Annotated in this window: 22 protein-coding genes and 1 pseudogene; 15 read left to right on the forward strand and 8 right to left on the reverse strand. The window is 64.6% G+C overall.

Going from position 1 to position 25,239, the window contains the following annotated elements; all coding sequences use genetic code 11:
* The first annotated feature begins 96 nt into the window (after window positions 1–96).
* From kdpC to V2S85_RS05340, 3 genes are read left to right on the forward strand one after another with little or no spacing between them, the layout of a single operon-like run.
* Window positions 97–687 carry a potassium-transporting ATPase subunit KdpC gene (kdpC, locus tag V2S85_RS05330; protein ID WP_330701831.1) on the forward strand — a complete coding sequence of 197 codons (591 nt, stop codon included), beginning with the start codon at window positions 97–99 and terminating at the stop codon, window positions 685–687.
* A complete protein-coding gene (locus tag V2S85_RS05335) occupies window positions 684–3,377 on the forward strand; it encodes a sensor histidine kinase KdpD (RefSeq protein ID WP_330701832.1) in 2,694 nt (897 codons plus the stop codon). The genes kdpC and V2S85_RS05335 overlap by 4 nt, the downstream gene beginning before the upstream one ends.
* Window positions 3,374–4,078, forward strand: coding sequence for a response regulator transcription factor (locus V2S85_RS05340; protein WP_330701833.1), 705 nt, complete (start codon window positions 3,374–3,376; stop codon window positions 4,076–4,078). Before V2S85_RS05335 ends, V2S85_RS05340 begins: the two co-directional genes overlap by 4 nt.
* Before the next feature lie 30 nt (window positions 4,079–4,108).
* Here V2S85_RS05340 and V2S85_RS05345 read toward each other — a convergent pair whose 3' ends face one another.
* Entirely contained in the window at window positions 4,109–6,067 is a 1,959-nt protein-coding gene (locus V2S85_RS05345) for a potassium transporter Kup (RefSeq protein WP_419198163.1), read from the reverse strand.
* A 190-nt stretch (window positions 6,068–6,257) separates the two neighbouring features.
* Between V2S85_RS05345 and V2S85_RS05350 the strand changes: the two genes are divergently transcribed.
* The 4 genes from V2S85_RS05350 (at window position 6,258) to maiA (ending at window position 10,125) form a co-directional block, all read left to right on the forward strand.
* Window positions 6,258–6,584, forward strand: coding sequence for a hypothetical protein (locus tag V2S85_RS05350; RefSeq protein WP_330701835.1), 327 nt, complete (start codon window positions 6,258–6,260; stop codon window positions 6,582–6,584).
* Between the two features lie 303 nt (window positions 6,585–6,887).
* Window positions 6,888–8,192: a homogentisate 1,2-dioxygenase gene (hmgA, locus tag V2S85_RS05355; RefSeq protein WP_330701856.1), complete on the forward strand. Its 1,305-nt coding sequence runs from the start codon at window positions 6,888–6,890 to the stop codon at window positions 8,190–8,192.
* Complete coding sequence (gene fahA / locus V2S85_RS05360; RefSeq protein WP_330701836.1) at window positions 8,189–9,481, forward strand: fumarylacetoacetase; 1,293 nt, start codon at window positions 8,189–8,191, stop codon at window positions 9,479–9,481. The genes hmgA and fahA overlap by 4 nt, the downstream gene beginning before the upstream one ends.
* Complete coding sequence (gene maiA / locus V2S85_RS05365; protein WP_330701837.1) at window positions 9,478–10,125, forward strand: maleylacetoacetate isomerase; 648 nt, start codon at window positions 9,478–9,480, stop codon at window positions 10,123–10,125. Before fahA ends, maiA begins: the two co-directional genes overlap by 4 nt.
* Window positions 10,126–10,197: 72 nt before the next feature.
* Here maiA and V2S85_RS05370 read toward each other — a convergent pair.
* Window positions 10,198–10,404 (reverse strand): annotated as a pseudogene (locus V2S85_RS05370) (multicopper oxidase domain-containing protein); the annotation flags it as partial.
* Between the two features lie 56 nt (window positions 10,405–10,460).
* Here V2S85_RS05370 and V2S85_RS05375 point away from each other — a divergent pair.
* Genes V2S85_RS05375 through V2S85_RS05395 form a run of 5 tightly spaced genes read left to right on the forward strand, consistent with a single transcriptional unit; the run spans window position 10,461 to window position 16,080 of the window.
* Complete coding sequence (locus V2S85_RS05375; protein ID WP_330701838.1) at window positions 10,461–12,893, forward strand: TonB-dependent receptor; 2,433 nt, start codon at window positions 10,461–10,463, stop codon at window positions 12,891–12,893.
* Window positions 12,866–13,576, forward strand: coding sequence for a sugar phosphate isomerase/epimerase family protein (locus tag V2S85_RS05380; protein WP_330701839.1), 711 nt, complete (start codon window positions 12,866–12,868; stop codon window positions 13,574–13,576). The genes V2S85_RS05375 and V2S85_RS05380 overlap by 28 nt, the downstream gene beginning before the upstream one ends.
* A gap of 38 nt (window positions 13,577–13,614) precedes the next feature.
* The gene (locus V2S85_RS05385) at window positions 13,615–14,469 is read left to right on the forward strand and encodes an SDR family oxidoreductase (protein ID WP_330701840.1); all 855 of its coding nucleotides are present in this window, start codon (window positions 13,615–13,617) and stop codon (window positions 14,467–14,469) included.
* Between the two features lie 10 nt (window positions 14,470–14,479).
* Window positions 14,480–15,265, forward strand: coding sequence for a carboxymuconolactone decarboxylase family protein (locus tag V2S85_RS05390; protein WP_330701841.1), 786 nt, complete (start codon window positions 14,480–14,482; stop codon window positions 15,263–15,265).
* The gene (locus V2S85_RS05395) at window positions 15,265–16,080 is read left to right on the forward strand and encodes an NAD(P)-dependent oxidoreductase (protein ID WP_330701842.1); all 816 of its coding nucleotides are present in this window, start codon (window positions 15,265–15,267) and stop codon (window positions 16,078–16,080) included. Before V2S85_RS05390 ends, V2S85_RS05395 begins: the two co-directional genes overlap by 1 nt.
* Before the next feature lie 68 nt (window positions 16,081–16,148).
* On the opposite strand, the gene V2S85_RS05400 is transcribed toward V2S85_RS05395, so the two are convergent.
* The 5 genes from V2S85_RS05400 to V2S85_RS05420 all read right to left on the reverse strand — a co-directional run bounded on the left by V2S85_RS05400 (window position 16,149) and on the right by V2S85_RS05420 (window position 20,120).
* Window positions 16,149–16,994, reverse strand: coding sequence for an SDR family oxidoreductase (locus tag V2S85_RS05400; RefSeq protein WP_330701843.1), 846 nt, complete (start codon window positions 16,992–16,994; stop codon window positions 16,149–16,151).
* Window positions 16,991–17,332: a hypothetical protein gene (locus V2S85_RS05405; RefSeq protein WP_330701844.1), complete on the reverse strand. Its 342-nt coding sequence runs from the start codon at window positions 17,330–17,332 to the stop codon at window positions 16,991–16,993. The genes V2S85_RS05400 and V2S85_RS05405 overlap by 4 nt, the downstream gene beginning before the upstream one ends.
* Window positions 17,333–17,341: 9 nt before the next feature.
* Window positions 17,342–18,265, reverse strand: a complete 924-nt coding sequence (locus V2S85_RS05410; protein ID WP_330701845.1) for an MFS transporter — start codon at window positions 18,263–18,265, stop codon at window positions 17,342–17,344.
* A gap of 244 nt (window positions 18,266–18,509) precedes the next feature.
* Window positions 18,510–19,268 carry a hypothetical protein gene (locus V2S85_RS05415; protein WP_330701846.1) on the reverse strand — a complete coding sequence of 253 codons (759 nt, stop codon included), beginning with the start codon at window positions 19,266–19,268 and terminating at the stop codon, window positions 18,510–18,512.
* Window positions 19,269–19,316: 48 nt separating this feature from the next.
* On the reverse strand, window positions 19,317–20,120 hold the full coding sequence (locus V2S85_RS05420) for a sugar phosphate isomerase/epimerase family protein (RefSeq protein ID WP_330701847.1): 804 nt from the start codon (window positions 20,118–20,120) through the stop codon (window positions 19,317–19,319).
* A 199-nt stretch (window positions 20,121–20,319) separates the two neighbouring features.
* On the opposite strand from V2S85_RS05420, the gene V2S85_RS05425 reads away from it, so the two are divergent.
* Window positions 20,320–21,465 (forward strand): sulfotransferase, encoded by a 1,146-nt coding sequence (locus V2S85_RS05425; protein WP_330701848.1) that lies wholly within the window; start codon window positions 20,320–20,322, stop codon window positions 21,463–21,465.
* 133 nt (window positions 21,466–21,598) lie between these two features.
* Complete coding sequence (locus tag V2S85_RS05430) at window positions 21,599–23,758, forward strand: PKD domain-containing protein (RefSeq protein ID WP_330701849.1); 2,160 nt, start codon at window positions 21,599–21,601, stop codon at window positions 23,756–23,758.
* Between the two features lie 642 nt (window positions 23,759–24,400).
* Here V2S85_RS05430 and V2S85_RS05435 read toward each other — a convergent pair.
* Window positions 24,401–24,613, reverse strand: a complete 213-nt coding sequence (locus V2S85_RS05435; protein WP_330701850.1) for a hypothetical protein — start codon at window positions 24,611–24,613, stop codon at window positions 24,401–24,403.
* Window positions 24,614–24,741: 128 nt separating this feature from the next.
* Between V2S85_RS05435 and V2S85_RS05440 the strand changes: the two genes are divergently transcribed.
* Window positions 24,742–24,888 (forward strand): hypothetical protein, encoded by a 147-nt coding sequence (locus V2S85_RS05440; protein ID WP_330701851.1) that lies wholly within the window; start codon window positions 24,742–24,744, stop codon window positions 24,886–24,888.
* Window positions 24,889–25,239: the final 351 nt, after the last annotated feature.

Raw genomic sequence — 25,239 nt, forward strand, 5'->3', positions numbered from 1 at the left:
TGCGAAGTCCCGGAAACAAGAAATTTCCCCCGATTCCGCTCAGGCTGAGCCTGTCGAAGCCCTCGAGGCGGGGCGCAGGCTCACAGGAGACAGACAATGAACACGGACATCCTTACATCCTTCCGCCCCGCGCTCGTCATGACGGCGCTCTTCGCCATGCTGCTCGGCATCGCCTATCCGCTGGCGATGACCGGGATCGGGCAGGCGGTCTTCCCGCATCAGGCGAACGGCAGCCTCGTCACCCGGGACGGCCGGGTCGTCGGCTCGACGGTGGTGGGCCAGGCGTTCACGTCCGAGCGCTACTTCGACACCCGCCCCTCGGCCGCCGGCAAGGGCTACGACGGGCTCGCCTCCTCCGGCTCCAACCTCGGTCCCACCTCGCAGGCGCTGGCCGACCGGGTGAAGACCGACATGCAGCGCATGCAGGCTGCGGCACCAGGCCGTCCCGTTCCGTCCGACCTGGTGACCACCTCCGCCTCGGGGCTCGATCCCCATATCAGCCCCGAGGCGGCCTTGTATCAGGTGGACCGCGTGGCCCGGGTGCGCGGGCTGGAGCCCGACGCGCTGCGCCGCCTCGTCGCCGCCAGCATCGAGACGCCGCTGCTCGGCTTCATCGGCGAGAAGCGCGTCAACGTGTTCGAACTCAATCGACGTCTCGACGCTCTAGGGGCTAAGCCCTCGCAGTGACCGAATCCGATCGTCCTTCTCCCGAAGCCCTTCTGCGTGTCGCCGCGCAGGAGGGTCGCGGCCGCCTGAAGATCTTCCTCGGCGCCGCGCCCGGCGTCGGCAAGACCTGGGAGATGCTGACCGAAGGGCGCCAGCGCCGCGACGGCGGCATCGACGTGGTGGTCGGCGTGGTGGAGACGCATGGCCGCCGGGAGACCGAGGCGCTCGTCCACGGGCACGAGATCATCCCCCGGCGCGAGGTCGATCACGTCGGCCACAGCCTGGGCGAGATGGACATCGACGCCATCCTGGCCCGCGCGCCGGGTCTGGCGCTGGTGGACGAACTGGCGCACACCAACGCGCCCGGAAGCCGCCATCCCAAGCGTTATCAGGATGTCGAGGAACTGCTCGATGCCGGGATCGACGTCTATTCGACCCTCAACATCCAGCATGTCGAGAGCCTCAACGACGTTGTCGCCTCGTTCACCCGCGTCCGGGTGCGCGAGACGGTGCCCGATTCGATCCTCGAACAGGCGGAAGTGGAGGTCGTCGACATCCCTCCCGACGAACTGATCGAGCGGCTGAAGGACGGCAAGGTCTACGTGCCCCACGAGGCGACGCGCGCGCTCGGGCATTTCTTCTCCAAGACAAACCTGACGGCCCTGCGCGAATTGGCGCTGCGCCGCGCGGCGCAGGCGGTCGATGCACAGATGCTGGAGCATTTGCGCGCCAACGCGCTGGCAGGCAGCTTCGCGGTGGGAGAGCGCATCCTCGTTGCCGTCAGCGAACATGCCCATGCCTCGGGCCTCGTGCGCGCGGGCAAGCGCATGGCCGATGCGCTCAGGGCCCCTTGGACCGCGGTGCATATCGAGACGCAGCGCGACCAGCACTTCACCGACGCCGAACGCCGCCAGCTGGCGGATACGCTGGCGCTGGCGTCGCGGCTGGGCGCGTCCACCGCGAGCATCCCGGCCGCGGGCGTCGTCGATGGCATGCGCGGCTTCGCGCGCGAGGCGCGGGCGACGCAGATCGTCATCGGCAAGTCCGCCCGGTCCTGGTGGTTCGAGGCGCGGCACGGCTCGGTGGTGGACCGGCTGGTTCGCGACATCGGCGACGTGGCGATCCATGTGCTGCCCTCGGAAGGCGGTGAAGCGCCGCCGCCGCGAGCGCGCCCGCCGCGCGGCGGGCGCTGGGGACCGCCGGCGCATTACCTCTGGTCGGCGCTGATGGTGGCGGCGCTGACACTGCTCGGCCGGCTGCTGGTCGAGGCGATCGACCTCGGTAATATCGCGCTGCTCTATCTTGTCCCGGTGATGTTCGCGGCGGCTACCTTCGGCTTGCGCGCGGGCCTGTTCGCGGGGTTGGCGGCCAGTCTGGCCTACAACTTCTTCTTCCTGCCGCCCACCGGGACGCTGACCGTCAGCAATCCGGAAAACGTCATTTCGATCCTCGTCCTGCTGGGCGTGGCGGTGGTGACGAGCCAGTTCGCCGCGCGGGTGCGGGCGCAGGCCGACCTTGCCGGGTCGAGCGCGCGGCAAAATGCGGCGCTGGCCAGCTTCTCGCGCCAACTGACCGCCGCGGCGACGCGCGAGGAACTGATGCAGGCGATCTGCGCCGAAGTCGCCCGCCTGCTCGACGTGCGCGCGGTGCTGTTGCTGCCTTCGCCGAACGGACCGGACTTGTCCGCCGCCTACCCGCCCGAGGACCGACTGGACCAGATCGAGATCGCCGCAGCCCAGTGGGCGATCGACAACGAGCAGCCGGCGGGACGGGGCTCTGCGACGCTGACCGCCTCGGACTGGCTGTTCCATCCCTTGCGTGCCTCGGCGGTCTCGGGCCGGGGCGTGCTCGGCGTGCTGGGCATCGCGCGCGAGGATGCCGGCGATCCGGTCCGTTCCGACCAGTTGCCGCTGCTGATGAGCTTGCTCGACCAGGCCTCGATCGCCTTCGACCGCATGGCGCTGGAGGAGGAGAACCTCAAGGCACAGGCCGTGGGCGAGCGCGACCGCCTGCGCGCGGCGCTACTCTCGTCGGTCAGCCACGATCTGCGCACGCCGCTGACGACGATTCTCTCCGCCGCGCAGGAACTGAAGAAGCATCCGTCGCCGCAACTGGTGGAGACGATCGATGCCGAAGCGCAGCGGCTCAACCGCTTCGTCGCCAACCTGCTCGACATGGCGCGGGTGGAGGCGGGCGCGCTGCCGATGAAGGTGGAGGCGACCGACCTGCTGGATGCGGTGGCGGGCGCGGTGCACGATACGCGCAAGTCCCTGCTCGATCACACGGTCGAGGTGGACATCGTTCCCGATATTCCGCTGGTGCGGCTGGATCCCGTGCTGCTGCACCATTGCCTCATCAACCTGCTCGACAATGCCGGGCGCTATGCCGATCCGGGGACGCCGATTATTGTGCGCTGCAGGCGCACTAGCGATGCGCTGCTGCTGTCGGTGATCGATCAGGGGCCGGGCATCCCGGTGGGGCAGGAGAAGCGCGTGTTCGAGACTTTCACCCGGCTCGAGGGCTCCGACCGGGTACGCCACGGCACCGGGCTCGGCCTCGCCATCGTCAAGGGCTTCGCCGAGGCGATGGGGCTGAGCGTGGAGGCTTCGAACAACGCGCCGCCCGGCGATGGACGCGGCGGTGCATGTTTCACCATCCGAATTCCCGAAACCCTGATAATCGCGGCTATCGACAGCAAGGACATGTTATGACCATCCGCCACAAGGTGCTCATCGTCGATGACGAGCCCCATATCCGCCGGCTCATCCAGGCTGCGCTGGTCCGCGCCGATTATGCGACGGTGGAGGCGGAGAACGCGCGCGAGGCGATGGACCGCCTGCAGTCCGAACGGCCCGAGATCGTGCTGCTGGACCTTGGGCTTCCCGATCGCGACGGCCTCGAACTCGTGCCGCTCATCAAGCGCGATGGCGATACCACCCTCATCGTCGTGTCGGCGCGCGATGCGACGGACGAGAAGGTCGCGGCGTTGGACCTGGGCGCGGACGACTACCTGACCAAGCCGTTCGACACCGACGAACTGCTCGCCCGGGTCCGCGTCGCCTTGCGCAACCGGATGACGCGGGGCGGGGGCGTTCCCGCCGTCACGGTCGGCGACCTTTCGATCAACCTCCTCGACCGCAAGGTCATGAAGGCGGGCAGGGAAGTGCATCTCACCCCCAAGGAATATGCCGTCCTCGCGCAGCTGGCCAAGTACCCCGGCCGGGTCATCACGCACGCGCAGATCATGGTCAACGTCTGGCCCCGCGATGCGGAGCGCCACGTCGAGTATCTGCGGGTTCTGGTCAGGACACTGCGACAGAAGCTCGAAACCGATCCGCAGCGGCCGCAGGTCATCAGCAACGACGTGGGTATCGGCTATCGCCTGCGCATTCCCGATGACGATGCGGCGTGAGCGGTCTTCCGGAATGCTCCGGTGACTGGATCAGATCTCGACTTGTGATCCCAGTTCGACGACGCGGTTCGTCGGCAGGTTGAAGAATTCCATCGGCGTCGCGGCGTTGCGGATCATCCACGCGAACAGCCTTTCGCGCCAGATAGCCATGCCCGGTTTCTCCGAGGCGATCAGGGTCTGGCGGCTCAGGAAGTAGCTCGTGTCCATCGTGCCGATGGGCGCGCCGCAGGTCGTCACGGTCTTCAGCGTCTGCGGGATGTCCACTTCCTCCATGAACCCGTGGCGCAGGCGCATCCGGTAGAACCCGGCGCCCTCATCGGTGACCTCGATGCGATCGTGGGCGAGGAGCTGGGGCACGTCCTCGGTGACGACGGTGAGGATGATGACCCGTTCGTGCAGCACCTTGTTGTGCTTCACGTTGTGGAGCAGGGCGGGGGGCACGCCGTCGATGGTCGACGAGAGGAAGATGGCCGTGCCAGGAATCCGCTTCACCGATCCTGCGGTGGAGCGGATGAAGAGCCCGAGTTCCATCGCGCCCACGGCAAGGTAGTGGCGCATGATGCGGCGGCCCTTCGACCAGGTGGTGAGCAGCAGGAACACGGCGGCGGCGACGAGCAGCGGGAACCAGCCTCCGTCGGGTATCTTCGTCGCGTTCGAAAGGAAGTAGGCTCCGTCGATGACGAAGAACAGCCCGGTCACGAGACCTGCGGCAATCGGGTTCCAGCGCCAGACCGAGAAGGTGAGGACGCCCATCATGCAGGCGGTGATCACCATGGTCCCGGTCACGGCGATGCCATAGGCGGCGGCGAGGTTGCTGGAGCTATGGAACGTCACGACCAGCAGGATGACGAAGATCAGCAGCGTCCAGTTCACGATCGGCACGTAGATCTGGCCCTCTGCCGACGCGCTCGTGTGCAGGATGCGCAGCCGGGGAAGGAAGCCGAGCTGGACGGCCTGGCGGGTGACCGAGAAGGCGCCGGAGATCACCGCCTGGCTGGCGATGATGGTGGCGAGGGTCGCCAGGATCACCAGCGGCAGGCGCGCCCATTCCGGCGCCAGCAGGAAGAACGGGTTCGTTGCTGCCGCAGGGTTCTCCAGCAGCAGCGCGCCCTGGCCCATGTAGTTGAGCATGAGGCATGGGAAGGCCGCATAGAGCCATGCCACGCTGATCGCCTTGCGGCCGAAATGCCCCATGTCGGCATAAAGCGCCTCGGCGCCGGTGACGGCCAGGACGATCGAGCCGAGCGCGAGGAAGGCAAGGGTCGGATCGATCGCGAAGAAGCGATAGGCCCACATGGGATTGACGATGCCGACGATCTCGGGATGCTCCACGAGGTTGACGAGGCCAAGCACCGCCAGCACCAGGAAGTAGACCACCATGACCGGGCCGAAGAACGCGCCGACTTTCTCCGTTCCGTGCTTCTGGATCAGGAACAGGCCGAAGAGGATGACCACCGCGATCGGCACGACGAATTCGCCCAGCGAGCTTTCCACGATAGTCAGGCCTTCCACCGCCGAAAGCACGGACATGGCAGGTGTGATGATGGCATCGCCGTAGAACAGCGCGGCGGCCATCACACCCAGCATGGCGATGGCCGGCGTCCAGCGGTTCTCGCCGAGGGTGCGGCCGATGAGCGCGAGAAGCGCCATGCTGCCGCCTTCGCCTTCGTTGTCCGCGCGCATGATGATGAAGACGTACTTGGCGGTGACGATCAGCGTCATCGTCCAGAAGATGAGCGAAAGCACGCCGAAGATGCGCGGCGCGTCGACCAGCAACGGGTGATGGCCGACGAAGCTTTCCTTCAACGCATAAAGCGGTGAGGTACCGATGTCACCGAACACGACGCCAAGGGCACCGAGGGCGAGAGTGTGCAGTTTTCCATGTCCGCCATGGTGGCCATGGCCCTCGGAAGCTGTGTCTGGCGTGCTCAAGAATCGTCCTGTCGTGGCCGCGCGGCGTTGATGCGGATCAATGCCATGGAAGCGCATTTGATCTCCATATGGGGTTCGGCGCGATCGCATAGGAATTGCATATGATTTGCTCGACTGGTCGCGTTCGCGGGCGCCCGAATTAGGAAATCTCAATGCAGCCGGGCGCTCCTCGCTCTCGAATTGCTACGCGACCCTGCGTAACTGGTGTGCCTCCCGAAGGAGGACGTCGATGGTCAGATGGCATGAAATGTTCGCAGCGCAGATCGGCCTGCGGGCGCTCGGCGCGGGCATCCTGTCAGGGGCCTGGCTGGTCGGAGCCAAACTCTACGCGATTGTTCATGCTCATCCGCCGAGCCAGGCGAGCATGGGCGAATGGGCATTGTGCGCGGTGCTGGTCGTACTGCTCGTGGCCGGCAACGCGCTGCTGTTCGTCGGGCCGGGATTGTGGAGGCAGGTGCCTATTCCCGGCCGCTGGAGCGCAGCCCTGATCGAACCGCGCCAATTCGACGTTCTGCTGGACGGGCGGACGGTGAGGGCATCGAAGCATGCCGGCACGAAGGGCGCAGATTCCTGAAACCGGACCTCGCATTCTCGCTACTCCGCTGGCGGTCCAGGCACAGGAAGAGTCTGCGTCCAGGCGCCGGATCGTCGGTGAAAACACGTTCGAGCCGATTTTATGCAAGATCATCCAGCGCAAGGATTCCGAGACGGGAACTTCCAAGTGCTCTACGATTCGATAGAACGAGACCAGATCCGTTGCGGTGCAAACACTGCGAAGGCCTGATGGCCTACGTCAAACGGGAGAGAAAAAATGACAATACACGGTCCGGTCGAAAGCGATCGTGCTGCGAGCGGGAATTGCCTTGGAGGGCAGATGATGGCCGGATTCGGCAATCATTTCGCCTGCGAGGCCGTGGCAGGGGCCCTTCCCGTGGGGCGCAATTCGCCGCAGCGCGTCCCTTTCGGCTTATATGCGGAGCAACTTTCGGGCACGGCGTTTACCGTTCCGCGTGCGGAGAACAGGCGCAGTTGGCTTTACCGGTTGCGTCCTGCCGCCAATCATCCACCTTATCGGCCTTGCAGCAGCGCGCCGCTGCTCAGGACCGGGCCATTCGACGAAGTGCCGCCGTCTCCCAACAGGCTGCGATGGAACCCGCTGCCGGTCCCGGTGGAGCCCACCGACTTCATCGATGGCCTTGTGACGATCTGCGGGGCGGGCGATCCGTCGGCCGCGACGGGGCTCGGGATCCACCTTTACACCGCCAACATCTCCATGGGGCGCCGCGCCTTCTACAGCGCCGACGGCGAAATGCTGATCGTACCGCAGCATGGAGCGCTGAAGATCACCACAGAGATGGGGTGGATGACCGTCGCGCCGCAGCAGATCGCGGTCATTCCACGCGGACTGCGCTTTCGCGTCGAGCTTATGGACGATGCGGCGCGCGGTTACGTATGCGAGAACTACGGCGCCTTGTTCCGTATTCCGGATCTCGGCCCGATCGGCTCCAACGGCTTGGCTAACCCACGCGATTTCGAGACGCCGGTGGCGGCCTTCGAGGACGACGATGAGCCGTACGAGATCGTGCAGAAGTTCTGCGGGGGCCTTTGGTCGACCACGCAATCGCATTCTCCCTTCGATGTCGTCGCCTGGCACGGCAACCTCGCTCCATGCCGCTACGACCTGCGGCGCTTCAATACGATCAACACGGTGAGTTTCGATCATCCCGACCCTTCGATCTTCACGGTCCTGACTTCCTCCACCGACACGGCAGGTACGGCGAACTGTGATTTCGTGATCTTCCCGCCGCGCTGGATGGTGGCCGAAGATACGTTCCGCCCGCCGTGGTTCCACCGGAACGTCATGAGCGAGTTCATGGGGCTGGTCGATGGTTCCTACGATGCCAAGGCGGGCGGCTTCGCGCCCGGCGGGGCATCCTTGCACAACTGCATGTCCGGGCACGGTCCCGACAAGGCCAGCTATGAAGGCGCCGTGCGTGCCCCGCTCGCGCCCCACAAGATCGACAACACGATGGCCTTCATGTTCGAGAGCCGGTTCGTGCTTCGTACGACCCGTTTCGCGATCGAGACCCCCGCCTGCCAACTCGACTACGACGATTGCTGGGCCGGCTTCCAGAAGGCCCAAATTCCCGCGGAAGATGAGACAGGAGATCGGCGGCCGTGACTTTTGCTGCAATTGACGAGACTCACGATCCCGCCCTTGTGAGCTGGGTCGCGAGCGCGGAAGGTCATGTCGACTTTCCCGTCCAGAACCTTCCGTACGGCGTGTTTTCCAACGCTGGGAGAGGGCGCCGCATCGGTGTCGCAATCGGCGATCTCATCCTCGATCTGGCTGCTATCTCCGATCTTCTGCCGGTCAATCACGAAGCGGTGCGAAGCACGACCCTCAATGCGCTGCTGGCGGGTTCACCGGCCGAGAGTGTCCTGCTGCGCCGCGCCGTAAGCGCGCTGCTTTGCGACCGTGGGCGCCAGGTCGCCATCGAGCCGCATCTGCACTCCGCGCAGGGTTGCGAAATGCATTTGCCCGCGCAGATTGGCGATTACACCGATTTCTACGTCGGCATTCATCACGCCACCAACATCGGCAAGCTGTTCCGCCCCGACAACCCCCTTCTGCCGAACTACAAGTACGTGCCCATCGGGTATCACGGACGTGCCTCTTCGGTCCGCGCCTCGGGTGTCGCGGTGCGACGTCCATCGGGACAGCGCAAGGCTCCCGATGGCGATTTCCCCCTGTTCGGCCCGAGCATGCGGCTGGACTACGAACTTGAGCTTGGCATCTGGATCGGCGGGGGCAACGAACTCGGCGAGCCCGTTCCGATTGGCGATGCCGCGTCGCGGATAGCCGGCTTCTGCCTTTTGAACGACTGGTCCGCCCGCGACTTCCAGGCGTGGGAATATGTGCCGCTGGGACCATTCCTGTCGAAGAGCTTCCATTCGACGATTTCGCCATGGGTCATAACCGCAGAAGCGATGGCGCCTTTCCGGCTCGCCCAGCCGCCCCGTCCAGAGGGCGACCCGCAGCCGCTTCCCCATCTGTGGGACGAGGCGGATCAGTCTCACGGCGCGCTCGGTCTCGATCTTGAAGTCTTCTTGTCCAGCGCAGTGATGCGTGCGGCAGGCATGGCCGCGCAAAGACTGTCCGTCGGCCCTGCCACCAGCATGTACTGGACGGCGCAGCAGATCGTCGCCCATCATGCGTCGAACGGCTGCAACCTGTCGGCGGGCGATCTCCTGGGTACCGGGACGCTTTCTTCGTCAGGCAGCGATGGCTACGGCAGCCTGATGGAAATGACCGAAGGCGGCAGGACGAAGATCTCGCTGCCGACAGGAGAGGAACGGACCTTCCTGGAAGATGGCGACGAAGTTGTTCTGAAGGCTACCGCCCGGGCCGAGGGATACGTTCCGATCGGCTTTGGGCAATGCCGTGCGATCATCGAGCCGGCGCGGTGACCGAATTGCTGCTGCATGGGTACTGGCGTTCCAGCGCGGCCTACCGCGTCCGGATCGCGCTGGAACTCAAGGGACTGCCCTATGCGCAGGTCACACATGATCTGCGCATAGGTGCACAGTGCGAAGCCGGTTATCGCGATCTGGCACCGCAGGGACTGGTTCCGGCGCTTGAGGCGGACGGAACCGTCCTGACCCAAAGCCTTGCGATCATCGAATTGCTGGACGAAATCCGGCCGACACCCGCACTGTTGCCTGCGGCTCCGACGCAGCGTGCGCTCGTGCGATCCATGGCGGCACTCATCGCCTGCGATATTCATCCGCTCAATAACCTGCGCGTGCTGCAGGTTCTGCGGCAGGAATTTGACGCCGGACAGTCGCAAGTGAACGCATGGATCGGGCGCTGGATCTGCGATGGTTTCGCAGCGCTCGAAACGCTCGTCGCCGCGCATGGCGAGGGGTTTGCCTATGGCGATACGCCCGGCCTTGCCGATTGCTATCTCGTGCCTCAACTGTACTCCGCCGAGCGTTTCGGCGTCGATCTTTCGCCATATCCCGCACTCGTCGCGGCAGGAGCGGTCGCCCGCGAACTGCCCGAATTCGCAAGAGCGCATCCCGCCCGGCAACCCGACGCGGATCCGGCCTGAACGACCGGCCCCGGTTTCGTCCGTCCGGTCCGTTCAGGGCCGTCCGCCTATTACTCCCCTGCTTGCATCCATCTTGAGGCGGCGCATCTGTTCGTGTGGGTGGATCGGGCTCCAGTCGCTCAGGACCAGAACATGCTCGCGCTCATGGCCGATCGGGTCCGGTGCGGCCGGGTCGATGGCGATGGGACCGAACAGCCCCTCGGCTTCCTGCATCCCCGAATGCGAATGATACCAGAACGTGCCCGAATGCGTGACCAGGAACTCGTACGTGGAGGTCTCCTTCTGCGGGCGACATCATCGTCACCGCGCGCCGCGTCGAGGAACGCCTCCAGGACGTGCCGATCTCGATGACGGTGTTCAACCAGAAGGCGCTTGATCGCCAGAACGTGTTCTCCGCCAAGGATCTCGCGACCTACACGCCGTCGCTGACGGCAAACTCGCGGTATGGGGCCGACTTTGCCTCCTTTGCCATCCGCGGTTTCACCCAGGAGGCGCGCACCACGACCTCGGTTGGCGTCTATTTCGCGGATGCGGTCGTGCCGCGTTCCTCGCCTTTGAGCGCCTCGGGCGACGGTGCGGGCCCGGGCCATCTGTTCGACCTGCAAAGCGTCCAGGTTCTCAAGGGGCCGCAGGGAACCCTATTCGGTCGCAATACGACCGGCGGCGCGGTTGTCCTCGTCCCCAATCGCCCGACCTACGACTTCGAGGGATATGTCGAGGCATCCGCCGGCAACTACGATATGAAGCGCGTGCAGGCAGTGCTCAACCTGCCCGTCGGCGAGAGCTTCCGAATGCGTTTCGGCGTCGATACCCAGGAGCGCGATGGCTATCTGCGCAACATCTCGGGTGTCGGCCCTCGCGATTTCGCGGACGTGGGCTATGTCGCCACGCGGGTGAGCGCGGTTGCCGATCTTTCGGACAACGTGGAGAACTACACGGTCATTTCCTATACACGCTCGAAGACCAACGGCGCTGCCTCGAAGACGACCGACTGTTATGCCAGCAGTGCCGCCGGCGTCGCCACCAACGGTCCCAACGGGTACAGTTGCCAGCAAATCCAGCGCGAGCGTGATGCCGGCGACCTCACGGTGACGAACGCCCTGCCATGGGTATACCAGAAGCTGGAGACCTGGCAGATCGTGAATTCGCTGAAGTGGCAGGTCAGCGACAACCTCACGATCAAGAACATCAACAGCTACGGCCAGATCATCCAGGACCAGGCGATCGACCTGTTCGGCGTATGGGTTCCGCTCGGCAACACGCTGCGGGTTCCGAGCAGCACCGCGCCCTATTTCAGGACCGTCAACGTGCCCAGCCAGTATGTCGGGAAGGGCTGGGGCAGCGATACATCGATCAGCCCGCCGGGCCTTCACAGCGGACAGCAGGAGACGTTCACGCAGGAACTGCAGTTCCAGGGCACCAACTTCGGCAGCAACCTGACCTGGCAAGCCGGCCTCTACTATGAGCGCAGCCTGCCGCTCGGCTGGGCAGGCTCCCAGAGCATGAACGGGGCCTTGTGCGACAGTGAAGCGGAGTGGGCGGAATTTGCCTGCACCGATGCCTCGGCCGTCACCGGCGCGGCGACCGCCACGGGCAGCAGAAACTTCAATGTCGGCCGCGTGGCGTTCCGCAACATGGCCGCTTATGCGCAGGGCAGCTACAAGTTGACCTCCGCGCTGACGCTCGATGCCGGCATCCGCTACACATGGGACAAGACGACGGGCAGTTCCACCAACATGGTGGCGTCCTATGCCGCGGCGACGGGCTGGAACACCCCGACGTTCACGTGCACCAATCCCGCCCTCACGTACGGCGGCTCACCCGCGACGTGCCTCGAGCGCTATAGCCAGAACTCGAAGGCGCCGACATGGATGATCGGGCTGAACTACAAGATCATGCCGGACATCATGGTCTACGCGAAGTATGCCAGAGGATACCGGCAGGGATCGGTCAGCCCGCTGGCGGCAGTAGGTTTCAAGACTTACGAGCCCGAACGCGTCGATGTCTATGAAGGCGGAATCAAGACCAGTTGGCACGGGGCGATGCCGGGCAGTTTCAATCTTTCCGGGTTCTACAACGACTTCCAGGACATGCAGCTGCAGGTCTCGTTCGTCGATACCAACGGTATCGCGCCGAACCTGCCCTCTGGCCCGGCCGTGGTCAACGCCGGCAAGGCGCGGATCTGGGGGCTCGAAGCGGAAGCGTCGATCTCTCCGTTCGAGGGCCTCACGCTTCAGGCCAGCTACGCCTATCTCAACACGAAGCTGCTCGAGTTCATTGCGCCGGATCTCTCGACGCAGCCGGTCGGTGGCTACAACCTCGTGGCAAGCACTCCGATCGAGGGCAAGCGCCTGCAGTTCACGCCGAACCACAAGCTGTCGGTCACGGCCAACTACACGCTTCCGTTGCCCGACTCGGTGGGCCAGGTCAGCCTCGGTGCTACGTATGTCTACACTGGCTCGGTTTTCTACGGCGCCGATGCGTCCTTGCCGAACCGGGTCTACAGCGTATTCGCCCCCTCGGATCCCAATTACGACACGCAAGTCGCGCCAAGCTATGACCTGGTCAACTTCAACGTGAACTGGGAGAAGCCGTTCGACGCCCCCGTCGATCTCCAGGTCTTCGTGACGAACGCTTTCGACAAGCGGTATTACGAGGCACGCAGCCTTTCGGGTTCGCGCGGCTTCACGTCGCGGTACTACGGTGGCCGTTCGAGCGCGAACTGGCACTGTGGAAGGACGTGGGCGTCACGCACGCGGGCCTGCTGATGAACAAGATCGCGGATGATCCGGAGCGCCACCTTGGTGCTCTCGACGATGCCGGTATCCGCATCAGCACGCTCATCACCGCAGGTTTCCAGCTCGCCGCGCCCGAGACGTGGGATGCGACGCGCGAAACGCACAAGGCGATGATCGACCTGGTCGCGGCGCATGGCGGCCATTCGATCTATTTCACCAGCGGCCGGACGGTGCGCTGCGACTGGGACGAGGATGTGGCGCTGTTCGCGCAGGCCGTCGCGCCGACCGTCGAGCATGCCCGCGCAAACGGCGTGATCGCTGCCTTCGAACCCAGCTTGCGGACCAGTGTTTCGTTCTGCACGCGCCTTGCCGACGCAGTGGACATCGCCGAGCGAACCGGGCTCGGGATCGTCTCCGACTTCAGCAACAACTGGATGGAGCGAGGCCTTGTCCAGACCCTGAAGCGCGCCATGCCGCACATCGCGCTTGTCCAGATCGGCGACATCGCCATCTCCGGACCGGACGGGCGCTTGCATGTCGGGCAGGGCGACCTGCCGCTCGGCCGCATGATGAACGACGTCCTGGAAGCCGGTTACGAGGGCGTGTTCGACCTTGAGGTCGTGCTTGCGGACTACACCGCAGATACCGCAGAGGCCGAGTTTCGGGCGGGCATCGAGGCGGCTTCGGACCTGCTTTACGCGGCCGGGATCTGAGCGCCGGTCGCGAACAATAACGGGAGAGGAACGGGAAGATGTCCACATTCGAAGGCAAGACGGCGCTGATCATCGGCGCCGGGCAGAACATCGGTCGCCAGATCGCCCTCGAATGGGCCCGCCGCGGCGCCCGCGTCGCGGTTGCCGACATATCGAGGGACGGGGCCGAAGAGACCGCCGAACTTGTGCGCGCGCTGGGCGCCGAGAGCACCGGGCTGCATTGCAACGTGCTCGACGAGGCGTCGGTGCTGGAAGCCATCGATGCCGCAGAAGCCGCGCTCGGCCCCCTCGACATCCACATGAACAATGCCGGGATACTCTCGGGTGGCAATCCCGAGGACATCCCGCTTGCCGAGTGGCAGCGCATGTTCGACGTCAATCTCTTCGGCATGGTGCGCGCCAATGCCATCGTGGTTCCGCGCATGATGGGACGTGGCGAGGGGCACATCGTCAATACGGCCAGCTTCGCCGGGCTCTATCCGTTCGCCGCGAGCCGAATTCACTATGCGGCGTCAAAGGCGGCGGTGCTGTCGATGTCGCAGAACCTCGCGCTCTATCTCATGCAGTTCGGAATTCGCGTGAGCTGCCTGTGTCCCGGCCCGGTCATGACGACCTCGCCCGATGCGATGAAGCATTTCAGCGAAGGCTACACGATGCGGGCGCCGGGAAGCCATCTGTTCGTCAAGTCGCAGCCCGAGACGGCACGGATCCTGTCCGATGCGATGGAGGGCGGGAAGATCGTCGTGCCCACCCACGAGGAGGTCTGGGCGACGCTGGCCGAGGTGGCCGCGAACCCCGATGCCTTCATCGAGAAGAAGCATGCCGAATTCATGGCGGGCGATCCCGGCAAGCCGGGCATCACCCAGGCCGTCATCGATTCGATCCGGGGCTGAAGGGACGAGAATGACCTTGCTCGATCCCCACGAACGTTCGGCGCGCGGTGCGCAGGTCGCGCTGCGCGTCACCGCGCGCAAACACGAGGTTCCGGCCACGCCGACCGAGGCGAGCTGGCGCGATTTCATCTTCGCGGAAATCTGGGCGCGACCGGGCCTCGAGATGCGCGCCCGTTACCTGATCTCGATCGCCAGCGCGGCCAGCAGCAACGGTCCGGCCGATCTTGTCGAGGATTACATTCGCGGCGCTCTGGTTACCCGTGAACTGACCCAGCCGGAGCTGCGAGAGGCGGCGTTGCACCTCGCCGTCTATGCCGGGTGGTCGCGCGGCGTGGAACTGGATAGGGCGATCACCCGCGTGACGATGGCGCTGGGGCAGCAGGTCAGCGAATACGACGCGATCAGGGCCGAGCCCTGGGATCCGGATTTTCGCGTGCGGGACGGCATAGACGAATTCAACACGGTCATGGGCTTTCCGGGACCGCCGCCGATGACCCCGTATTTCGAGGCGGGCATCGACAATTTCGTGTTCGGGGAAATGTGGAAGCGCGGCGCACTGGACCAACGCTCGCGGCGATGGATCACGCTGGTCGGTGTCTCCGAAAGCTGCGCGGCGACGCCGATCAAGACGCACTTCTACGCGGCGCTTTCGAGCGGCAACTGTACCGCGCACGAGTTGCAGGAGTTCGTCCTGCAGTACGCCGTCCATGCAGGGTGGCCGAAGGCTTCCGTGATCCAGGGCGCGGTGCTGGCGATGATCAGGAACCACCGGGAAGGTCTGCCGTGGGACGCATGATGAACACGCAGCCCATCCGGACCGCCTTCATCGGGCTGGGCAGCCAGGGCGCGCCTATGGCCGAGCGTATGCTCGCCGCAGGCTTCCCGCTGACGGTGTGGGCGCGGCGGCCGGAGGCGCTCGCCCCGTTCGTGGCGCAAGGCGCTCTGGCGGCGGCATCTTTGCCGGAACTTGCGGCCTGGGCCGATCACGTGGGTATCTGCGTGGTCGACGATGCCGGCGTTGCCGCTATTTGCGAGCAATTGCTGCCTGCGATGCGGCCGGGCAGCCTGCTGGCGATCCACTCCACGATCCTGCCCGAAAGCTGCGAGCGCCTGGCGCGCCGCTGCGAAGCGGCCGGGATCGCATTTGTCGATGCCCCTGTCAGCGGCGGCGGCAGGGCGGCAGCGGCAGGCTCCCTGACGGTGATGTGCGGCGGCACGGAGGAAGCCTTCGCACAGGCGAAGCCGGTTTTCGAGGCATTCGCCGGGCTGCTGGTGCACCTCGGGGCTGCCGGAGCCGGGCAACGCGCGAAGATCGTGAACAATTCGCTGATGGCGGCCAACATGGGACTGGCTCATGCCGCCCTCGCGGCAGCCGAGGCGCTCGGCATAGACCGCAAGGCGGCGGCAGAGCTGATCAAGGGCAGCAGCGGCCGCAGCTTCGGCTTCGAGGTCTATGCGCGACTTCCGCGTCCCGAGGCCTTCGAGCACGGCGCAGCGCTCCTGCGCAAGGATGTCGCCCTCCTGAGGGCAAGCCTTGGCGTGAACGGACCGGGTCTCGTCCTCGACGAGGCCGCCGCGGACTTTCTCGATGCGGCCGTGCATCGCGCCTAGAGCATTTTCTAATCAGGTGGAATCACCTGATGACTCGGAAAATGCGGCAAACGAGTGGCTTAGAGCGGCTATCCCTGCGGATATCCGAGCGCGGCGGCAAGCCCACCGTCCACGAGCAGATCGGTCCCACTGATGAACGATGCGCGGTCGGAAGCCAGGAATTCGACGGCGTCGGCGATTTCCGACATGGCGCCTTCGCGCGACAACGGGGTCTGTGCGAACATTGCCCGCTTGCCTGCGCTCTTCTCATAGGCAAGCGCGCCCATGGGCGTCGCGATGAGGCCGGGTGACAGCGACACGATACGCGCGCCGACCCGGCCCCAGTTCGCCGCCTCGCGCCGTGCCATCTGGAGCAGGCCGACCTTCGAGAGCGCGTAGGCGGCCGCAGGCGTGGCATTCTCAGCACCCAGTACCCCGGCGACGCGGTCGGCAAGGTCCGGTGCGGCGGGCATTCCGAGGACCTCGATCAAGGCTGGTGACGGACGGACGCTGTGGGCGGCCAGCGACGCGATGAGGATGGCGCTTGCACCCGGCCGGGCGAGCGGCCGCAACGCTGCAGCAACCAGCGCTGGTCCACGCAGGTTCACCGCCAGTATTCTCGCAAAATCGTCGGCCGCAATCGACAGGCCCGCAACGTGCACAAGGGAGCGAAACCCGCCCAGGCCCTCCGCCATGCAGGATAGCGCCGCGACCGCGTCGGTGTCTGTGACATCGCATGCGAGCGGATGGACATCCGCGCCGTCACGGGCGAGTGCATCGGCCTGTTCGCGGGCTGCCTCACCATCGATGTCGGCCAGCAGCACGCGGTGGGTCTGCGCCATGCGCCTTGCTACGGCCGAGCCCATCCCGCCGGCGCCGATGACGACCGCCAGCGGAAGGTCGGGCCTCTGGATCCGGCCCGGAACGCCGCTCATTCTGGGGCGCCTTCGTCATTGCCGCGCAGGGCAGGTGTCCAGTCCGGATAAGCGCCGAGGCTGAGCACGATCAGGCCACTGACGATCGAAATGCTGACACCGGTAAGGAGAAGGGGGGAATAACTGCCGAAGGCGTCGTGCGCCACGCCGGCCGAAAGCGGACCGATGGCCGATGCCAGCGCGATCATGCTCGTCATCACGCCGAAGATCGCACCGTAATGGCGAAGGCCTGCATAGCGCGCGGTCAGGTAGCTGCACAGCTGCATCTTCGTGCCGGCCGCATAGCCGCTGATCATCATACCCACGACAACCAGCGCGGGAGTGGCGACCCCGTCCATGAGCAGGGGTCAGGCGATAGCGGTCGACGCCAGGGTCAGGCCGCCGATCCAGCGGGCATGAAAGCGATCGACCAGGGTTCCGGTGATCAGTTTGCCCGCAACCCCGGCGATCCCGGACAAGCTCACGAGCCAGGCGGCACTTTCGCGCGAGACCCCGGCCTCGACCAGAATGGGGAACTGATGCACCACGACGGCGATGGTCGCGGTCAGGATAAGGAAGGTGGCGATGGCGACCTTCCAGAGCGCGACACTGCGCCACGCCTGCGCGATCGTCAGGCCGGGCACGTCCGAGGCCGGTGCCGGTTTCCGGGCTCGGCGGTCACCGGGCGTGGCGGCCGCGCTTCTCCCCCTGAGGAACAGCACGGACAGGACGAAGGCAACGCCGCCCCAGCCCAGTCCCAGAATTACGAATGCTTCCCGCCAGCCGAAATGCGTGATCAGCCAGTTGCTGAGGGGCGGCGCGATGACCTGCGCCAGCGCGGTGCCCGACATGGTTATGCCAAGGGCCAGCCCGCGGCCCTTGGTGAAAGTGGCCGCCACGGCAGTGGACCACAGCGTCGACTGGACGAACAGGACGAACACCCCCCACACCAGCCACAAGACGATCCACTGCACGAACGAACCCGACGCCAGCGCGAAGGCGCAGATGGACGCGGTCGTGAGCACAAGGCCCGGCAAGGCGATGCGGCGCACTCCGCTGCGGTCGATCAATGCCCCGATGAACGGCGAGAGCACGATGGAAATCAGGGCAGCTGCGGCAAGGCCGCTCGAAAGCTGCGTGCGGTCCCATCCGAAGTCGCGCGCCAGCGGGTCCATGAACACCCCGGCGGCGGGGGTCATGAACGACATGAACGAGAAGCCGATCGAAGAGGCGAGCACGACCGGCCAGTAGCGACGCCACTCGGCCGATGCGGAAACTAGCTCTCCAGTCATATGCAACCTCTCCCTTGCGCCCAGGCTTGTCACGGCGCGCGATTCTTCTTTGGGAGATCAGTATGGGGCGAGGACAGCGGCCGTCCACTAAAAGTACCCTCTTTTAGTGGGTCTGTACAACGCTCAAGCGATATGCGCGGCTGAACGGCGAGATTTCATCTACTATTCGCCGCTACGCCCATTGGATGCATCATCGATCGGCGGCGGAATAAAGGGTTCTTAATTTGCATCCCGCCGTCGCGCTTCATCCGCGTTGCCGGCTAGACGCTGACGTATCAGCGGCTAGCGCGACGAAGCGGCGCTTCAGGCGCGAATGCCAAATCTTGCGGCTCAGCTGGGCGCCGAGTACCGCAAGTTCGCCGTCACCGAGGCCAATCGCGGTAAGTTCGAGCAGTTTCGCGTTCCGCCACTCGCGCACGAACACGCGATGCTCGGCGCTGTCGTTGTCCTCGATCGGCTCTGCGAACCGCCGACGGGAGAAGGCGGAATTGATATCGAAGATGAGCTTGATGTATTCGCTCTGCGCCAGCGCGAAGATCGCATCCTGCGTCTCGCGTTCGAGCACCCTGACCGCATCGAAGGTGGCCTCATCCTTGAGCGTCGCGATCTTCTCCTTCAGGCGGCTGCATGTCGGCTCGATCGCCTGAGGATCGCGGCTTGCGGCCTTGCGTACCGCCTCAACCCACAGCGCCGAGGCAAGCACGGTCACGTCGCTGGGTTCCATGTCGAGCGTCTCGAGATACGCGCTGACAGTGGCTTCGATCGTGTCGGCGTCCGGGCGTGCGCTGAAGTACCCGCCGTTCATGCCGCGCCGCACGCGCAGCAGGCCTTCTCGCTCCAGCAGGCGGGCGACCTGACGCACCGTGGCGCGCGCACAACCGAGCTGGACGATGAGCGCCTCTTCGCTCCCGAGAAGCGTGCCCTCAGGACTGGCGAGCGAAATTTCGCGAAGGCGTTCCGCGGCGACTTCCAGGGGGGTACGGGTTTTGGCGGCGATGCTCATGGATGCATCTCAAGCACAGAACGCGCGCGGCGGTCCAGTGCGCGTGTTTCAGAACAGGGCACGGACCTGCCGCATCGCCCGCCCGGCGTAGTCTTCAAGGCTGGCGATATCCGGCGCCTCGATCCGGTTTGGCGCTTCGAGACAGACCGGGACATGCGGGGGAAGGGCAGCCGCGAGGGCCTTCAGGGGGAGCTCCCCTTCGCCGGGAAGGGATCGCTCGAAGCACGCCTCCTCCATATAGGGCTTGCCGGGGCCTACCATCGCCGCATCGGACATCTGCACGCGTCCCAGAAGCTGCGGGTCAAGCTGCGCGACTTGTTCCGCGCTATTGCCGCAGCGAAACAGGTGCATGGCGTCGATGATCAGCTTGGCGTGCGGCGATCCAAGCGCGTCCAGTGCGCCCAAAGCGTGCTGAAGGCCGGGAAAGGCGTGAGGAGGCGCAAATTCGAGATAAAGGCCGAGACCGCGATCGTGTGTCATCGATGCCAGTATCGCCAATTCATCCATGGCGCGTGCCGGGTCCGTTTCGATGGCCACCGTACCGACTGCGATCACACCCATTTCAGCCATGAAGTCGAGATCCTTGTCGAGCCTGGCGACGGAGGAGCCGGGCCGGATCGCAAATCCCTCACCGAGTGACAGGCTTATTCCTTTGTCATTGGCCCGTTGCACCACCTCGAGCCGCGCGGATCGCTCATCGCGCAGCGACCATGGTGCGAATTGCGGCAGCCGCCACGGGACCGGGGCGAGGCCAATGGAGATGTGCCCGCAGCCAAGCCGCGCCGCCAGATCGATGTGGTCCCCGGGAGGCATTCCGAACACCGTTTGTGAATCGATTCCAAGCCGGTTCATGCCCTTAATTCCTCGTTGCCATCGCCGATGGATTTGGGCTCATCGCATCGACAAGGCTACAATACAGGATACTTTTCGGGAGTGCGGCTGAACGATATCGCCACGATGATGCGAACATTTCTTCTAAAGTACGCTCAATGGCCGCATGCTCCAGGGAATGCCGGTGCTATGGGCACCCATACCAGGAAGATGGTGAGAGATGCGGGCTGAGGATATCGTCGCGGCAGCGGGTAAGCTGACCGGGTTGAACGAGTTTGGAGATCCTGCGATTCTGGATGGCCTGACGGTGCTCCTGAAAGCCTACGAGCAGGAAGCCAGGTTCACCGAAACGGGCATGAAGCGGTCCGTGGACGCGCTGGTGTCGGCCATGGCCAACAGGATGCGGGTCGAGGACTGGCTGGCTCGTCACCCCGAACTTCTGGATCGTCCGGTCGAAAAGCCTCTCTTCGTATTCGGGCTGCCGCGAACCGGCACGACTCTGGCGATCAACCTTCTCGAAGCGGATCCCGCCCGTCGTTCGTTCCTGCGGTGGGAGGCATTCGACTCGGTGCCTCCGCCGCGCCCCGATGAACTGCACGCCGGACCCCGTTTCGATGCCTGTCACGTGAAAACCCAGCAGGGCCTTCAATTCGCCCCGCAGATCGCCGCGATCCACTACGAGGATGCCGATAGTCCGACCGAATGCCAGTTCGCGATGGCCGCCTCGTTCTGCGCCCAGATATTCGATTCCCAGGCCGACATCCCCAGCTATCATCGCTGGTTCCTCCACGAGGCCGACTACGGCCCCGCGTTCCGCTACGAGAAGCGCCTGTTGCAGCTTCTTCAGGCGGAATCTCCGGGGCGCTGGACGCTCAAGAACCCGTGGCATCCCCTGTTCCTCGATGCGCTCACGGCGGAATTTCCTGACGCGCAGTTCGTCATGACCCATCGCGATCCTGTGGAGGTCGTTGGCTCGGCATGCAGCCTGCTCAAGGAAGTGCGGCGCATGTACAGCGACCAGGTCGACCTCAGGGCCATCGGCGAGAACCTGATGGACACATTCGACCTCATGATCGCACGGGTGAACGACTACCGAGAGCGGCACGGCGCTGACGCGGTCTTCGATGTGCAATACCGCGACCTCGTGCGCGATCCCCTCGCGTCGATCGAGTCCATCTATCGCCGCTTCGACGAGCCCCTGACACCGGCCGCGCGCATGGCCATGGAGGCGTACCTCGCCCGTAACCCGAAGGGCAAGCACGGTTCTCACAAGTATGATCTGGCCGAGTACGGCCTGAGCCAGGAAGGCGTTCGCGGCCATTTTCGGGATTACATCGAGCAGTATCAGATCGCCGTCCGCGCCTGAACGGCCCCCAAGTAGAAATGCAAGGGGCGGGGGCACCCGCTTATTCGCGTGGACGATGCAGTTCAGCTTTGCGCCCCGCCTTGGCGCCTACACTATCCGAGGGTCGAAACAAAAACACGGCAGGGGAGAGAAAATGGGACGTTCAGCCAGAGTTCGTTCGCGATGCGGTCTGGGTACGGCGATGTGCATCGTCACCGGACTGCTTTTGACTGCCGGTGCCATTCCGGGCGAAGCTGCATCTCCGGTGCCAGAGGCGATCGCCTGGCCTGAAGCCGTTCCGCCGGGAGCCGCCGCCGATCCCCTTTTCACCAAACCCTATGTCGACATCGACGAATGGCGCGATGCACCGGTGCGGCACCGTTACGTGCATGGCGGCTTCACCAGCACCGACATGCGTTTTTCCTTCTACCTCCCGCCCAAGGAAAAGTACGAAGGACGCTTCTTCGAATACGTCACTCCGGTGCCGGACAGCGAGAACCTCGCGCAGAAGGACACGCGCGATGGCGGAGGCAACATCGGTTTCGCGGTCAACCATGGCGGCTATTACATCGAGACCAACGGCGGCGGAGCCAGCGCCAACTCGGGCCCCGCTTACGCGACCGACCCGACCATCGGGGCCTACCGGGCCAACGCAGCTGCGGCGCAGTTCTCCCGCGTCGTCGCCGCCAGGATGTACGGGGGCAAGCGCCCTTACGGCTATATCTGGGGCGGCAGCGGCGGCGCCTATCGGACCGTAGGCAGCATCGAGAACACGGCCGGTGTCTGGGACGGGGCGGTTCCCTTCGTGATGGGCTCGGCGATGGCGACGCCGTACAATTTCACCGCGCCGCTCTACGCCTATCGGGTCCTGGGAGACAAACTGCCCGGCATCATCGACGCTTTCGACGTCGGCGGAACGGGGGACCCGTACAAGGGGCTGGACGCCGAGCAGCGCTCGGCGCTTCGGGAGATTCTGCAGTTTGGTTATCCCTTGCCCGAGTTGCGCGCTCTCGCACGCGGCTACGTCGGCGCCTTTCCGGTGCTTTATCCGGGCATGCTTGCGGCCGACCCGACGTACTTCACCGACTTCTGGACCAAGCCCGGCTATGAAGGGTTCGATCCGCCCAAGTCCTTGCGCGACGCCCGTATCCAGCAAAAGGCGAAAGTCGTGCGGCTCATCATGGCTGCCGATGCGAACCGGCTCGGGATCACGCTCAAACCGCAGATGGGTCAGGCGCGGGGCACGGCGGAGCTTGCATGGCAGGCGCTCCTTGGTCCGGGAGGCAGCGAACTGCCGGTCGCCGTCGAACTCGACGCCGTTCCGCAACGTGACTTCGGCAGCGCGGCCGACCTGAAGGTCAACAGCGGCGCAGCGGCGGGAGCGCTGCTTCGGCTGCAGCGCGTCGATGGGAAGATCGTCGTCCTGCAGAGCAACGATCCGACTGTTCTTGCCAAGCTTGCCACCGGGGACCAAGTGCAGATCGACAACTCGAACTGGCTGGCCGCGCAGACTTATCACCGGCATCAGGTCCCGACCCCGGACTTCTACACCTGGAACCAGTATCGCGGCCCGGACGGCAAACCGTTGGGGCCTCAGCGGCCCAAGCTGCTCGGTCCCCAGTTCGCCATGGGGGCGGCAGGCTCCGTGCCCACCGGCAGGATCGGCGCGAAAGTCATTCTCGTCGAAAATCTCTCGGACACTGCGGCATGGCCGTGGGGTGCGGACTGGTATCGTACCAAGGTAGGCGAGCACCTCGGCGCGAAGGCCGGCGACGCCTTCCGGGTCTGGTTCACCGAGCATGCCGAACATGGCGGTCAGGGCAGCGCCGAACTGGTGACTTTCACCGGCGTGCTCCAGCAGGCGCTGCTCGACGTCAGCGCCTGGGTGGAAAAGGGCATCGCACCGGCGCCGAGCACTGCCTATTCCATCAAGGACGGACAGGTCATCGTGCCGCCGACGGCGGCGGCGCGGCTGGGCATTCAGCCGGTAGTCGCGCTGCGGGCCAATGGCGGCCTGCGCGCCGAGGTCGCCGCCGGAAAGCCGGTCACCCTGACCGCCGATGCCCGCCTTCCAAAAGGTACTGGCCGCATCGTCGGCGGCGAGTGGGATTTCGAAGGGAAGGGCAGTTTCAGCGATACAGCGGTTCTGGAGTTTCGCAAGGACGGGAGCGCCGCAGTGAGCGTCACTCACGCTTTCGCGGTGCCGGGGACCTATTTCGTGGGGCTGCGCGTGACGGCCCAGCGGGAAGTGGAAGCCGGAAGCCCGTATGGGCGGATCATGAACCTCGGCCGGGTTCGCGTCGTGGTGAAGTAGCCTCGACGCGCTACTTTTCCGACCAAACACGAACGGCTCCGGGGGAGACTCCGGAGCCGCATTTTTTCGTCCTGCCAGGTCGGGGGCGGACCAGTGGCCCGGCCCCGCCGCTCACGGTCAGAAGTTCTTGCGCACACCGGACTGCACTGCCGCTTAGGCACGAGACGAAGGAAGTGACCTCCAACGTGGAAATGCAGCAGAAGAGCATCAGGCAGCGGCGCGGCCCGACGATCAAGTTCACCGGCGCGCTGATCGCAAAGACCGAGTACGCGATGCAGCGCGGCGATGAGATGTGAATGGAGATCTACCGGACCGAAGGTGGGGCCTTCATCGCTGTATCAACGCTGAGGCCGAGGTGCGCGCTGAGGTGCTCGAACCGGGCCACGAGATGCATATGCGCTGTGCCGTGATGAAGGCCTGCGGGTGGAACGAGAGGGCGCGGTCGATGGTCAAGAATCAGCTGAAGTGGAAGCTGGTCAGTATCAGCGCGTTGAAACAACAGACAATTCGTGACTGTCCGTCAGGACTGACACCATCGAAGGGAATGTGAGACAATGTTTAATGTCGGTTTGTTCGTTACGGCAGTAGGGAGGATAGCGGCGAAGGACGCGGCAACGATGATGCGCAGATGAGGGATGCTGCTCATGCGGCGGTCAGGAACTGGTCATTCAACCAGGCATCTTTGCCCTGACACTTGAAGCGGACCCAGCCGCCGGCATCCTCGATCACGGTGACGGCGGTGCCGCGCGCCAACGAGCCCAACTTCGCGGCCGGTACAGGCTGCTTGGCAACGGCCAAAGCCCCGTTCTCGTAAAGCTGCCGCTCGTCAGCCCGGCGGTTCTTGAGCCCGGTCATCGGTTTGCCGCCATTGTAGATTCAGCGCCCGAACTGGCCGGCAGCATCGGCGAACCGCCCTGCCTTGTGCAGCTTGCCCAGCGAGGTCGAACCTGCACGACCTGACTGGGACCTTCGCGACCCGCTGCATGATCGCCGGTCTGACCGATCAGGAGATCGCCGACATTGTGGGTTGGAACACGAAGGACGTGGCATCGATTCGTATCCGATCCGTCGATCAGGCACGCGTCGCCGGGGCCATCGCCAAGCATCTCAACGCCGGCCGCAGCGTCTGAGAACAAACTGGCATCTGTAAACCGCCTGTAAACGGCAATCACCGAGGGAACTGGAAATGGCGGAATTTTTGGTCGGGGAGACATGGTGCAAGTCATATAAATAAATTATTGATTAATATTAATATACTGTGGTTCAGATAGGGTTGCAACCACAGATTTTAACTAACATCGTTGGGCTGAAGTGATAAGATATGGGGTGACATGCGGCATGAGGCAGAGCAGCCGTAATTGCTCACGGGGTTGGCAGAAAAGTGTTGCGCGGAGGTCGATTGGCTGATTCACCCTACGGATGCCGCCACCGCCGCTTCATGTTCTGACCGAGGCCGAGAAGAACGAGCTGCTGCTTGCTCA

The sequence above is a fragment of the Novosphingobium resinovorum genome, from assembly GCF_036352595.1.
GTDB lineage: Bacteria > Pseudomonadota > Alphaproteobacteria > Sphingomonadales > Sphingomonadaceae > Novosphingobium > Novosphingobium resinovorum_B.

Excerpts from the sequence above, each read along its gene's own strand:
- kdpC (WP_330701831.1), top strand. The coding sequence starts at position 97 with ATGAACACGGACATCCTTACATCCTTCCGCCCCGCGCTCGTCATGACG.
- V2S85_RS05340 (WP_330701833.1), top strand. The coding sequence starts at position 3,374 with ATGACCATCCGCCACAAGGTGCTCATCGTCGATGACGAGCCCCATATC.
- V2S85_RS05345 (WP_419198163.1), bottom strand. The coding sequence starts at position 6,067 with ATGCGCTTCCATGGCATTGATCCGCATCAACGCCGCGCGGCCACGACA.
- V2S85_RS05350 (WP_330701835.1), top strand. The coding sequence starts at position 6,258 with ATGTTCGCAGCGCAGATCGGCCTGCGGGCGCTCGGCGCGGGCATCCTG.
- hmgA (WP_330701856.1), top strand. The coding sequence starts at position 6,888 with ATGGCCGGATTCGGCAATCATTTCGCCTGCGAGGCCGTGGCAGGGGCC.
- V2S85_RS05385 (WP_330701840.1), top strand. The coding sequence starts at position 13,615 with ATGTCCACATTCGAAGGCAAGACGGCGCTGATCATCGGCGCCGGGCAG.
- V2S85_RS05390 (WP_330701841.1), top strand. The coding sequence starts at position 14,480 with ATGACCTTGCTCGATCCCCACGAACGTTCGGCGCGCGGTGCGCAGGTC.
- V2S85_RS05395 (WP_330701842.1), top strand. The coding sequence starts at position 15,265 with ATGAACACGCAGCCCATCCGGACCGCCTTCATCGGGCTGGGCAGCCAG.
- V2S85_RS05400 (WP_330701843.1), bottom strand. The coding sequence starts at position 16,994 with ATGAGCGGCGTTCCGGGCCGGATCCAGAGGCCCGACCTTCCGCTGGCG.
- V2S85_RS05405 (WP_330701844.1), bottom strand. The coding sequence starts at position 17,332 with ATGGACGGGGTCGCCACTCCCGCGCTGGTTGTCGTGGGTATGATGATC.
- V2S85_RS05410 (WP_330701845.1), bottom strand. The coding sequence starts at position 18,265 with ATGACTGGAGAGCTAGTTTCCGCATCGGCCGAGTGGCGTCGCTACTGG.
- V2S85_RS05415 (WP_330701846.1), bottom strand. The coding sequence starts at position 19,268 with ATGAGCATCGCCGCCAAAACCCGTACCCCCCTGGAAGTCGCCGCGGAA.
- V2S85_RS05420 (WP_330701847.1), bottom strand. The coding sequence starts at position 20,120 with ATGAACCGGCTTGGAATCGATTCACAAACGGTGTTCGGAATGCCTCCC.
- V2S85_RS05425 (WP_330701848.1), top strand. The coding sequence starts at position 20,320 with ATGCGGGCTGAGGATATCGTCGCGGCAGCGGGTAAGCTGACCGGGTTG.
- V2S85_RS05430 (WP_330701849.1), top strand. The coding sequence starts at position 21,599 with ATGGGACGTTCAGCCAGAGTTCGTTCGCGATGCGGTCTGGGTACGGCG.
- V2S85_RS05435 (WP_330701850.1), bottom strand. The coding sequence starts at position 24,613 with ATGACCGGGCTCAAGAACCGCCGGGCTGACGAGCGGCAGCTTTACGAG.
- V2S85_RS05440 (WP_330701851.1), top strand. The coding sequence starts at position 24,742 with ATGATCGCCGGTCTGACCGATCAGGAGATCGCCGACATTGTGGGTTGG.